The 11676-nt window shown below is 71.8% G+C and carries 9 protein-coding genes and 1 pseudogene; 4 read left to right on the forward strand and 6 right to left on the reverse strand.

Annotated features, from left to right (window positions below; all coding sequences use genetic code 11):
* Positions 1-182 precede the first annotated feature (182 nt).
* Both AB0B01_RS30060 and AB0B01_RS30065 read right to left on the reverse strand, forming a co-directional pair.
* Positions 183-866: an HAD-IA family hydrolase gene (locus AB0B01_RS30060; RefSeq protein ID WP_361725895.1), complete on the reverse strand. Its 684-nt coding sequence runs from the start codon at positions 864-866 to the stop codon at positions 183-185.
* 130 nt (positions 867-996) lie between these two features.
* The gene (locus AB0B01_RS30065) at positions 997-2139 is read right to left on the reverse strand and encodes a peptidoglycan-binding protein (RefSeq protein WP_361725898.1); all 1143 of its coding nucleotides are present in this window, start codon (positions 2137-2139) and stop codon (positions 997-999) included.
* 226 nt (positions 2140-2365) lie between these two features.
* On the opposite strand from AB0B01_RS30065, the gene AB0B01_RS30070 reads away from it, so the two are divergent.
* Positions 2366-4432, forward strand: a complete 2067-nt coding sequence (locus AB0B01_RS30070; RefSeq protein ID WP_361725901.1) for an MFS transporter — start codon at positions 2366-2368, stop codon at positions 4430-4432.
* Positions 4433-4442: 10 nt separating this feature from the next.
* On the opposite strand, the gene AB0B01_RS30075 is transcribed toward AB0B01_RS30070, so the two are convergent.
* Complete coding sequence (locus AB0B01_RS30075; protein ID WP_361725903.1) at positions 4443-5018, reverse strand: GNAT family N-acetyltransferase; 576 nt, start codon at positions 5016-5018, stop codon at positions 4443-4445.
* Positions 5019-5123: 105 nt separating this feature from the next.
* Between AB0B01_RS30075 and AB0B01_RS30080 the strand changes: the two genes are divergently transcribed.
* Complete coding sequence (locus AB0B01_RS30080) at positions 5124-5519, forward strand: nuclear transport factor 2 family protein (protein WP_361725906.1); 396 nt, start codon at positions 5124-5126, stop codon at positions 5517-5519.
* A 133-nt stretch (positions 5520-5652) separates the two neighbouring features.
* Here AB0B01_RS30080 and AB0B01_RS30085 read toward each other — a convergent pair whose 3' ends face one another.
* Positions 5653-5985: an antibiotic biosynthesis monooxygenase gene (locus tag AB0B01_RS30085; protein WP_361725909.1), complete on the reverse strand. Its 333-nt coding sequence runs from the start codon at positions 5983-5985 to the stop codon at positions 5653-5655.
* 168 nt (positions 5986-6153) lie between these two features.
* On the opposite strand from AB0B01_RS30085, the gene AB0B01_RS30090 reads away from it, so the two are divergent.
* Positions 6154-8133, forward strand: coding sequence for a bifunctional glycosyltransferase 87/phosphatase PAP2 family protein (locus tag AB0B01_RS30090; protein ID WP_361725918.1), 1980 nt, complete (start codon positions 6154-6156; stop codon positions 8131-8133).
* Between the two features lie 169 nt (positions 8134-8302).
* Here the strand turns inward: AB0B01_RS30090 and AB0B01_RS30095 are convergent, their stop codons facing one another.
* Together AB0B01_RS30095 and AB0B01_RS30100 are read right to left on the reverse strand one after the other, a co-directional pair.
* Complete coding sequence (locus AB0B01_RS30095) at positions 8303-8686, reverse strand: DUF6193 family natural product biosynthesis protein (protein ID WP_361725912.1); 384 nt, start codon at positions 8684-8686, stop codon at positions 8303-8305.
* Positions 8687-8924: 238 nt separating this feature from the next.
* Positions 8925-10169: a cytochrome P450 gene (locus tag AB0B01_RS30100; protein ID WP_361725915.1), complete on the reverse strand. Its 1245-nt coding sequence runs from the start codon at positions 10167-10169 to the stop codon at positions 8925-8927.
* A gap of 244 nt (positions 10170-10413) precedes the next feature.
* Here AB0B01_RS30100 and AB0B01_RS30105 point away from each other — a divergent pair.
* A pseudogene (locus AB0B01_RS30105) lies at positions 10414-11580 on the forward strand (steroid 3-ketoacyl-CoA thiolase); the annotation flags it as partial.
* Positions 11581-11676: the final 96 nt, after the last annotated feature.

An 11676-nucleotide genomic window follows, 5' to 3' on the forward strand; every position in this document is an offset into this window, starting at 1 on the left:
TCGCGAAGCGACGCGACGACGAGGAACGAGGAGGAGCGCCCTTGACGGGCCGGACCGACACGGAAGGACAGTGGACTGACGGGACGCCCCCGGACTCCCTCCGATGCCGGTCAGCCGGGACCCAGCCCATCCCGACTCCGCTGGGCCTTCGAGTTTCGCCTGTCGGGGCTTCGGCCGCCCCTTTACCCCTGCGCCGCCAAAGTGAGGCGGATCGAGCCGTCCTCGGTCGGGGTGACCTCGACGGAGGTCAGGTCGGGGACGTGGGCCGTCGGGGCGTGGGCGGCGGCGCGGGGGCCGATGCCGATCACGCGCATGCCCGCCGCCCGGCCCGCGGCGATGCCGGCGGCGGAGTCCTCGAAGACGATGCAGTCGGCCGGGTCCACGCCCAGCTCGGCGGCGCCCTTGAGGAAGCCCTCGGGGTCGGGCTTGCTGGCCTGCACGGACTCGGCAGTGACCCGTACGTCCGGCAGCGGCAGCGAGGCGGCAGACATGCGGGCCGTGGCCAGGGCTTCGTCGGCGGAGGTGACCAGGGCGTGGGGGAGGGCCGTGACGGACGCCATGAACTCCGGGGCGCCCGCCACCGGGACCACTCCGTCGGTGTCGGCGGTCTCGCGGGCGAGCATCACCGTGTTCTCGGCGTGGTTGATCTCCATGGGGCGCTCCGGCAGGAGGAGGGCCATGGTGGCGTAGCCCTGGCGGCCGTGGACCACCTTGAGGGCTTCCTGCGGGTCCAGCCCGTGGGACACCGCCCAGTCGCGCCAGCAGCGCTCGACCACCGCGTCGGAGTTGACGATGGTGCCGTCCATGTCCAGGAGCAGTGCCTTGGCGGTGAGGACGACGGGGGCGGTGGTGGTGCTGGCCGACATCGGCGGGCTCCAGACGGGGCGGGAGAAGAGAACAGAGCGGTTCCGTCCACCGGTCAGGGAGTGTGGACGGAACCACTTTGTTCCCACACGATACAAAACGCGGAGCGGTCCGCGCCACCTCTCCTACGGATCAGCCCGTGCCCTCCAGTGCGCGCCGGGTCGCCGGGCCGTACACGCCCCACTCGTCGTCGATGCCGTTGTTCCACTGGAACTCCGATACAGCCCTCTCCGTACGGTCGTCGAACTTGCCGTTGATCTTGCCCCGGTACAGCCCGCGCGCGGCCAGGAGCCGCTGCATCTTCTCCACCTCCGGGCCCGAGTCCCCGTACCTGAGCGTCGGACCGACCGGAGGCGCCGGGGTGGTGGGAGCGGCGGCCTTGCTCGCCGACGGGGCCGGCGCGGCCGCCGCGGCCGAGGAGCGGGAGGCGCTGGCCGAAGGGGACGGGGAAGCGGACTTCGAGGCGCTCGCCGAGCGGGACGGCGAGGCGGAACGGGAGGGGCCGGCCGTCGTCGGCTGCGTCGGGCCAATCGGGGCCAGGCTCACCACCGGGGCCGTCGGTTTGTCGTCCAGCAGGACGGTGTCGCTGTCACCGGAGCCCGAGAGCACTCCCAGGGCCAAAGCGGCCGTGCCGACGGCGACCACCGTTCCGGCGCCGGCCAGGATGGTCGGGAGCTGGCGGCGGCGGTTGGGTCGGGGCCGCTTCTCGGGGCCCCCGCCCCCGCCCCGCCCCCCGCCCCCGCCCCGGCCCTTGTGCTCGCCCCCGGTGTGCGGGCGGAGGGTGCCCAGGTCGATCGGCCCGGTCGGCCCAGCCGCGCCGGCCATCCCGGCCGGCCAGGACGCCTGCGGCGGGCCGTCCGGCCAGGTCACCGGCGTGTCGTGCACCGCCGTGCCATGCGCTGGCATGCCGTATGCCGGCGTGCCCTGCACCGGTATGCCGTAAGGAGGCGTGTCCTGCTCCTCCGTGCCGTGCACTGTCGTGCCGTGCGCCGGTACGCCGTAAGCCGCTGCGCCGTGCGTCGGCATGCCCTGCTCCGGCATGCCGTACACCGGTCTGCCCTGCACCGGCGTTCCCTGCTCCGGCGTCGCCCGTACCGGCGTCCCCTGCTCCGGCACGCCGTACGCCGGTGTGCCGTATGCCGGGGTCTCGGCCTCCGGTGGTGTCGGCGTGCCGGGAGGGGCATACGGGCTCGGCGGCTCGGCCATCACGCCCCGCACCGGGTGCGCCGGCTGTGGTGGCGGGCCGTCGGGCAGGCCCGGGTGGGACAGGGTCACGTACGGGCGGATACGCAACGGCTCGAAGCCCGCACCCGGCGCGCACCCGCAGCCGACGCCTACGACGTCGCATTCTGGACAGCGCTCAGCGCTCACTGGATCCATCCCTCCCTGGGCATTGCCTGCGATTATGCAGACCCGCCGGGGCCCGCCCAACCCGCCCGACAGGCCATAACCGGACACACCACTCAGGATGGAAATGTTGATCCGGCCTGAGGAGGAGCGGATGGCTCAGGAAATGACCACGGACCCTGTGGACCCCCTTCCCGACCCGCCGGCATCCGGTCCCACCGCCGAACACGCCTCCCGCGAGGTGCTCGTCTCCATCGGCGCACTCCTGCTCGGACTGCTGATCGCCGCCCTCGACCAGACGATCGTCTCCACGGCGCTGCCGACGATCGTGAGCGACCTGGGCGGTATGGCGCACCTGTCGTGGGTGGTCACGGCGTACATGCTGGCCTCGACCGCCGCCACGCCGCTGTGGGGCAAGCTCGGCGACCAGTACGGACGCAAGAAGCTGTTCCAGGCGGCCATCGTGATCTTCCTGATCGGTTCGGCGCTGTGCGGGCTCGCCCAGGACATGCCGCAGCTGATCGCGTACCGGGCGCTGCAGGGCCTCGGTGGCGGAGGGCTGATCGTGCTGTCGATGGCGATCGTCGGCGACATCGTCCCGCCCCGCGAGCGCGGCAAGTACCAGGGCCTCTTCGGTGCCGTGTTCGGCGCCACCAGCGTCCTCGGTCCGCTGCTGGGCGGCCTGTTCGTCGACCACCTGTCCTGGCGCTGGGTCTTCTACATCAACCTCCCCATCGGTCTCGTCGCCCTCCTCGTCATCGCCGCGGTCCTGCACATCCCGGCACGGCCCTCGAAGCACACCATCGACTACCTCGGAACCTTCCTCATCGCCTCCGTCGCGACCTGCCTCGTGCTCGTCGCCTCCATGGGCGGCACCTGGGGTTGGGGGTCGGCCGGGATCATCGGTCTGGCCGTGCTCGGCGCCGTCCTGCTCGTCGCCTTCCTCCTCGTCGAGCGGCGGGCCGTGGAACCCGTCCTGCCGCTGAAACTGTTCCGGATCCGCACCTTCACCCTCTGCTCGGTGATCAGCTTCGTCGTCGGCTTCGCGATGTTCGGCGCGATGGTCTACCTGCCGACCTTCCTGCAGGTGGTCCAGGGCGTTTCGCCGACGATGTCGGGTGTCCACATGCTGCCGATGGTGCTGGGCATGCTGATCTCCTCCACGGCCTCCGGTCAGATCGTCAGCCGCACCGGGCGGTGGAAGGTCTTCCCGATCGCGGGCACGGCGGTGACCGCGCTCGGCCTGCTCCTGCTCCACCAGCTCCACCGCACGAGCGGCGCCTGGGAGATGAGCCTCTACTTCTTCGTCTTCGGCACCGGACTGGGCCTGGTCATGCAGGTGCTGGTGCTGGTGGTGCAGAACGCCGTCAGTTACGCCGACCTCGGCGTCGCGACCTCGGGCGCCACCTTCTTCCGCTCCATCGGCGCCTCCTTCGGCGTCGCCATCTTCGGCACGGTCTTCACCAACCAGCTGGAGGAGAAGCTCGCCTCCGCCTTCGCCGGTCTTCCCGTCCCGCCCGGTACGGCCGCCCGGGTGGAGGCCGACCCCCGGGCCATCGGGGGGCTCCCGCCCGTGCTGCGGCCCCGCGTGCTCGACGCGTACTCCGCGTCCATCACCGACGTCTTCCTGTACGCCGTGCCCGTGGTCCTCCTCGCCTTCGTGACCGCCTGGTTCCTCAAGGAGGACAAGCTGCGCGGCTCGGTCACCGCGCCCGATGTCACCGAGACCCTCGCCTCCAATCCCGTCCACCGCTCCTCCCACGACGAGGTAGCCCGGGCGCTCTCGGTGCTCGGCACCCGTGAGGGCCGCCGCCACGTCTACGAGAAGATCACCGAGAGGGCCGGCTTCGACCTGCTGCCCGCGGCCAGCTGGATGCTGCTGCGGATCAAGAAGTACGGCTCCACCGAGCCGGCGATGCTCGCGGAACGGACCGCCGTGCCACTGAAGGCGATCACCGATGCCGCCCGTCAGCTGGAGGAACGCGGGCTCGCCGCACGCGACGGGCTGCCCCTGGTCCTGACGGACCGCGGGCGGGGGTACGCGGAGAAGCTCGCCGAGGCGCGGCAGGAGTCCCTCGCCGAACTGCTCGGCGACTGGTGGGGCCCGGACAGGCCGACCGACCTGGTCAAGCTGGTGAAGGAACTCAACGCCGAGCTCTGCGGATCCGACGCGGAGGAGCCCTACGACGCAGGCCCCCGCCGGGACCACGCCGTGCACTGACCGCGGCGCCTCAGACCAGGCGCTTCTCGAAGAAGTGCTCCGCATACGGGTCGGCCTTGTACGCCGGTATCTCCGCATACCCGTGGCGCGCATACAGGGCTCGGGCCTCCACCAGGTCCGCCCGGGTGTCCAGCCGGATCCGCTCCGCGCCCAGCGCCCGGGCCTCCTCCTCCAGCGCGGCGAGCAGTGCCGCCCCGCCGCCCGTGCCGCGGGCGGCCGGGTCCACGTAGACCCTCGTGAGCTCGGCGGTGACGGGGTCGAGGAGCCGTATGCCGCCGCAGGCGAGCGGCCGGCCGTCCAGTCGGCCGACCACGAACCGGCCCGTCGGCGGGACCAGCCCGTCGGCCGGGAAGTCCAGCAGGCCCTGGTCGATCTCGGCCTCGGTGACGGACCGCTTCCAATACCGGCCGGCCACCTCCGCGTAGTACGCGCGGCGCAGGGCCGTGGCGTCGGCGGTGGTGAAGTGCTCGGCCACGACGGTCCAGGTGGCTGTCGTCGTCCCGGTCGTCGTCCCGGTCGTCGTTCCTGTCGTCGTTCCTGTTGTCGCGGCTGTGGCTGTGGCTGGGGTGCTCGTGTTGATGTTCATGGCGTCATTGTGGAAGGCGCGTGCGCCTCGCCGCGTGGAATATCCACAGGCACAGACCGATGATGGGGAAAAGGGTAAATAGGACTAATGGAGGGCGTGAATGCCATGTCAGAGCACCCCGACGCTGCCCTGGTCCGCAGGGGCTACGAGGCTTTCGCCAAGGGCGACATGGAGAAGCTGGCCACGCTGATGACGGCCGATGTCATCCACCACGTGCCCGGCAACAACCCGCTGTCCGGGCACCACAAGGGCCGTGAAGCCGTGTTCGACCTGTACCGGCGCCTGGGCGAGGAGACGAACGGAACCTTCCAGGTGGACCTGCACACGGTGCTGGTGGACGGGCGGGGGCACGTCATGTCCTTCCACACGGCACGCGGCGACCGCGGCGACCGCGGGATAGAGATCCAGGAAGGCCTCTTCTTCACCATCGTCGGCGGGAAGATCAGCGACATCGACGAGTGCACCCAGGACATCGACGAGGAGGACGCCTTCTGGAGTTGACCGGCTCCCCGGTCCCCGGGTCCAGATGGTCGGCCCCGTGGTCGGCCCTCTGGTCGACCGCCCAGGTCGCCCCCCGGTCGGCCGCCCCGCCCGGCCGACCCGACGTACGTCTACTCCCCGCACCGCCCGGGGCTCAGGCCTTCGGCTTCGGCGCCGCCTGCTGCACGACCTCGAAGGACCACACCGACGACCCCGAGGCCGCAGGCTTCGGCCGCCCACCCTCCCCCGAGCCGCCACCCTGGTGGGCCGCCTTCATCGGGCCCTCCATCCACGCCTGGAAGTCCTCCTCGGACCGCCACCGCGTGTAGACGAGGTACTGGTCCGTGCCCTCCACCGGCCGCAGCAGCTCGAACCACTCGAATCCGTCCGAGCTCTCCACCGCGCCCGCCCGCGAGGCGAAGCGCTGCTCCAGCACTTCCCGCTGCTCGGCGGGAACGGTCAGCGCGTTGATCTTCACGATGCTCATGCCCGCCATCCTAGGGATCCCGCGGGGGATATCGTCCTCCCAGGTAATGAAGTGGTGCATGAAGCGCGGCAGCCAGGCTAAGTCAGGGTTGCGTTCAACAGGGCGGGAGGCCGGCGAGGCGTGGCTAACGCGGCAGAGCACGGTGGTGCGAACGGACATGCCGGGGTCATAGGCGGTGACAGCGGGAGACTGGGGGCGGCGCGCCTGCTGCTGTGGGCGCTGGCCGGCGTCCTCGCCGTCAGACAGGCCGCCGTCGTACTGCGCGTGCCACCGGGAGAGTGGCTCAGCGGCTTCCACCTTCCCGGTGCCCTGCCCGGGTCGCTCTACGACGCCGGCCAGTTCACCGGGACGCCCTTCGCGGGCCTGGTGCTCAAGCCGTTCCTCGGTCTCGCGGCACCCTCGCTGGAGGTTGCCTGGACCTGTGTGACGCTGCTGTTCGTCGCCGCCGTCGGGCTCGTCGCCGCCCGGGGCCTGCCCGACCCCGTGCCGCGGCGCACCGCGCTGCTGGCCGCGCCCGTGCTGGTGGGCCTGATGATGGTCTCGCTGCCCGTGCGGGAGGCGGCCTCGCCCGGCCAGACCGCCGTGCTGCCCGTGCTGCTGGTGCTGCTGGCGGTCTTCCGGGTGCCCGGCGAGCGCGCGTCCGGCTTCCTCCTCGGCTTCGCCGCCGCGCTCCAGCCGGCCCTGCTGCTCTTCGCGCCGCTGCTCTGGCTGACCGGCCGTCGGCCCACCGCCCGCGCCGCCGCCGTCACCTTCGCCGCGGCCACCGCCCTGTCCTGGGCGGCGCTGCCCCGCGACTCCTGGACGTACTGGGTGCACCACCTGGCCGGCACCGGCCTCGGCGGTGCCCCCGGCGGCCTCGCCAACCAGTCCGTGCACGGCGCGCTGCTGCGCTTCGGCCTCTCCGGGCCCGTCGAGGTCCTGCTGTACGTGGTGCTCGCGGCCGGGATCGCCTGGCTGGGCCTGCGCCGCGCGGTGCGCTACGCCCGGGACGGGCAGCTGCTGCTCGCCGTCGCGATCACCGGCTGCGTGGCCGTCGCGGTGGCGCCGACCGGCTGGCGCCACCAGCTGCTGTGGGTGCTGCTGGCGGTGGCCGGCAAGGTCGGCAGGCGTGCGGCGGACCGGCCCGTGTGGCCGGTGGCCGTGGTGCTCGCCATGACGCTGCCCAGCGATGTGCTGCTGCCCAACCTGGCCGCGCTGGCCCCCGTACGCGACAACGTCCTGCTGCTCGCCGCTCTGGCGGCGGCCTGCGCCGTGCCGTTCCTGCCGAGGTCCTCGCCGTACTGGCGCGAGCCGGTCCCGACGGCGTACGGGCGGCCCGCCGCCGCGCGCTGGTCGCGGGTGCCGCTGATGCCGTTCTGGCGGCGCGTGCTGTCGCGTCCCAACCTGCTGCTGGAACTGCTGCTGATACGGGTCGGGTACTCGATGTACTCGCACATCCGGGCCGCCGCACCCACCAGCCGCAGCCTCGCCGAAGGCAACGGCAGCCAGATCCACGGCATCGAGCGGGCGCTGGGCATCGACATCGAGCACGCCGTCAACCAGGCCGTGGTGAACACGCCCTGGCTGGAGAAGTTCTTCAACTTCTACTACACGTCGTTCCACTTCGTGGTGCCGCTGACGATCCTGGCCGTGCTGTACTGGCGCCGCCCCGGCGACTACCGCTGGGCGCGCGCTTCCCTGGGCCTGGCCACGCTGCTCGCGCTCGTCGGCTTCTGGCTCTACCCGCTGGCGCCGCCCCGCCTGATGCCCGGCCTCGGCTTCATCGACACCGTGCACGGGCCGCAGGACCTGGCCCACCCGCAGTACGGGGCGATGACCGCGATCTCGAACCAGTACGCGGCGATGCCCTCGCTGCACTTCGGCTGGTCGCTGTGGTGCGGGATCGTGATCGTGGTGCTGGCGCCGAAGGCGTGGCAGAAGCTGCTGGGCGCGCTGCACCCGCTGATCACGGTGTGCGCGATCGTCGCCACCGCCAACCACTGGGTGCTCGACGCGGTCGGGGGCGCGGTCGTGGTCAGCGCCGGGTTCGGGCTGGTCTACGTACTGTCGGGGCCGCGCGGCGCCGTCCAGGCGGCCGCCGGGGCCGCCGTGCCCAAGCCGCGCGAGCCCGAACGGGTGGGCGCCGCCGCCACCCGCAGCCGGGCCTGACCACGGCCACGGCGCACGCGTACCGCGAAGGGGTGCCGGGGCGGGCCGTACGCCTGCCCCGGCCGTACGCCTGCCCCGGCACCCCTTCGGTGGATCGCCGCGTCCTGTCAGGATCCGCCGTCGGCGGCGCCCCCGCCACTCGGGGTGGTCGGGGTCGGGGAGCGGGCCGTCAGGGGGCTGCCGTGCCGCCCGCGGTGAGCCGGTCCACGACGAGCGCGATGGCGGCCTCCGCGGTGTCGGCCTCGGCGATCACGGTGTTCAGGCTGGGGCTGCGGACGCGGAAGCGGCCGTCGGGCGTCGGCTCGGCGGCCGGCGCCTCCACCTCGAAGGGGTGGCGGGTGCGGGAGCTGAACCACAGGGTCCACTGGCGGGTGAACGGGTACAGCCGGCGCAGCTGCGGCTGAGCGGAAGCGGCCTCTATGAGCTCGATGACCCCGCGGCTGAGCGGATCCGGCCCGCCGCGTTCCAGGATCAGCCGCCACGTCGTGGGCAGCCGCTGCCAGCGGGCATCCACCCGGTCCGCGGTGTCGGCTTCGGCAGCGTGAAGGTTCATCCGCGCAGTGTGACGCCCCACAGGCCTCAGGACAATGCTCCGGACGCCAACGATCCGGCATACGACGCCCACCGTCCCGCAGGGGATCCGCAGGCGCGGACTCCTCCGGAGCGCCCGCCGGGGACTGCGGCGGCGCACTCCAGGGGACGGCAGGGGCCGGGGGCGTGGGAGAGGGAGCAGCCCCTGCCGTCCTGGAACCGGTACGGCCACGGTCGCGGTCGCGGTCGCGCTCACCCGCTCAACCGTGGCTGACCCGGAGCTCCTTGATGCCGTTCAGCCAGGCCGCGCGCAGCCGGCGCGGTTCCTCGCCGGCCAGCCGCAGGTCGGGCAGGGCGTCGGCGAGGGCGTTGAAGATCAGGTCGATCTCCATGATGGCCAGGGACTTGCCGAGGCAGAAGTGCGGTCCGCCGCCGCCGAAGCCCAGGTGCGGGTTGGGGTCTCGGGTGATGTCGAAGACGTCCGGGTTCTCGAAGACCTCGGGGTCGTGGTTGGCGGAGGAGTAGAACAGTCCCACCCGGTCGCCGGCCTTGATCTTCCGGCCGCCCAGCTCGGTGTCCTGGGTGGCGGTGCGCTGGAAGGACACCACCGGGGTCGCCCAGCGGACGATCTCCTCGGCGGCCGTGGCGGGGCGGGTCGCCTTGTAGAGCTCCCACTGGTCGGGGTGGGTCAGGAAGGCGTGCATGCCGTGGCTGATGGCGTTGCGGGTGGTCTCGTTGCCCGCGACGGCCAGCAGCAGGACGAAGAAGCCGAACTCGTCGGACCCCAGGTTGCCCTGGCCCTCGGCCGCCACCAGCTGCGTGACGATGTCCTTGGCGGGGCACTCCTTGCGCGCCGCCGACAGGTTCATCGCGTAGCCGATGAGCTCCATCGCCGCGTTGGAGCCGACCTCCTCGGTGATCGCGTACTCGGGGTCGTCGTAGGCGATCATCTTGTTCGACCAGTCGAAGATGCGGAGCCGGTCCTCCTGGGGTACGCCGATCAGTTCGGCGATGGCCTGCAGCGGGAGCTCGCACGCCACCTGCGTGACGAAGTCGAAGCTGCCGTCGCCCGCGGCGGCAGCCGCCTCCCGGACGATCTGCCGGGCCCGGTCCCGCAGGGCCTGCTCCAGGCCGCGGATGGCCCGGGGGGTGAATCCGCGCTGCACGATCTGGCGTACGCGGGTGTGCTCCGGCGGGTCCATGTTCAGCATGATCAGGCGCTGGGCATCTATCTGTTCGCGCTGGATGTGCTCGTTGAAGCGGATGATGGCCGTGTTGGTGGTGGAGGAGAACAACTCCGGGTGCGTGGAGACGTACTTGACGTCCGCGTGCCGGGTGACCGTCCAGTAGCCCTCGTCGTCGAAGCCGGTGACGCCCCGCCGTTGCGGGCACCACCACACGGGGGCGGTCTGCCGCAGCTGTGCGAACTCGGGGAAGGGGACGCGGTCCTGGAGGAGGTCGGGATCGGTGGCGTCGAAGCCTTCGGGCAGCGCGGGACAGGGCATCGGGCGACTCCAAAGTCTGACGGCCCATCAGGAGATTGGCTCGAAGGTAGTAACGAGTTCTGGAAGTGACAAGGGTCCTCGCGTCAACTGTTGCGTGTGGAATCCGTGTAAGCCGCGTGCAAGACCCTTGCGTGCCGGGCCTCCGGGTCATAAGACTGCGAGGAGAACTAGAACGCGTACTAGTTCGAGGCGGGGCGCCGGGACGGCCCGCCGCGCCGGCGCAGTGCAGGGAGAGGACGAGCTCATGGCCGCGGAACCCGTCATCGTCGAAGCCGTACGCACCCCCATCGGCAAGCGCGGAGGCGCGCTCGCCAACCTCCATCCCGCCTACCTGCTCGGCGAGACCTACCGCGAGCTCCTCGCCCGGACCGGAATCCAGCCCGACTGCGTCGAGCAGATCGTCGGCGGCACCGTCACCCACGCCGGCGAACAGTCGATGAACCCCGCCCGCAACGCCTGGCTCGCGATGGGCCTGCCCTACGAGACCGCCGCCACCACCGTGGACTGCCAGTGCGGCAGCTCCCAGCAGGCCAACCACATGGTCGCCAACATGATCTCCGGCGGGGTCATGGACATCGGCATCGCCTGCGGCGTCGAGGCGATGAGCCGCGTCCCGCTCGGCTCCGGCTCCAAGCACGGCCCGGGCAAGCCGTTCCCGGACGAGTGGAACGTCGACCTCCCCAACCAGTTCGAGGCCGCGGAGCGCATCGCCCGCCACCGCGGCCTGACCCGCGAGGACGTCGACCGGCTCGGCCTGCTGTCCCAGGAGCGGGCCGCCACCGCCTGGGCCGAGGAGCGGTTCAAGCGGGAGACCTTCGCCGTCCAGGTCCCGACGACGGAGGAGGAACAGGCCGCCGGGCAGGGCATGTGGCGGCTGGTCGACCGTGACGAGGGGCTGCGGGACACCAGCATGGAGGCGCTGTCCCGGCTCAAGCCGGTCATGCCGACCGCCGTGCACACCGCGGGGAACTCCTCGCAGATATCGGACGGGGCCGCGGCCGTGATGTGGGCCTCCCGCAAGATGGCCCGCGCGCTCAAGCTCAAGCCGCGCGCCCGCATCGTCGCCCAGACGCTGGTCGGCGCCGACCCGCACTACCACCTCGACGGTCCGATCGACGCGACACGGGCCGTGCTCGGCAAGGCCGGCATGTCCCTCAAGGACATCGACCTCGTCGAGATCAACGAGGCCTTCGCCTCCGTGGTCCTCAGCTGGGCCCAGGTCTTCGAACAGCACCTGGACAAGGTCAACGTCAACGGCGGCGGCATCGCCCTGGGCCACCCGGTCGGGGCGACCGGCGCCCGGCTGATCACCACCGCACTGCACGAGCTGGAGCGCCGCGACAAGGAGTTCGCGCTGATCACCATGTGCGCGGGCGGCGCCCTGGCGACCGGGACGATCATCCAGCGGCTGTATGTGGGTCCCCGGCTCCCCAGGCTCGCGCCTGACGGGGACTCGGCGATCGCTGCCCGGTGCCGCGGGTGCGGCGCGTACAACTGACGGACAGCA

Source organism: Streptomyces sp. NPDC044571 (genome assembly GCF_040647115.1).
Classification (GTDB): Bacteria; Actinomycetota; Actinomycetes; order Streptomycetales; family Streptomycetaceae; genus Streptomyces.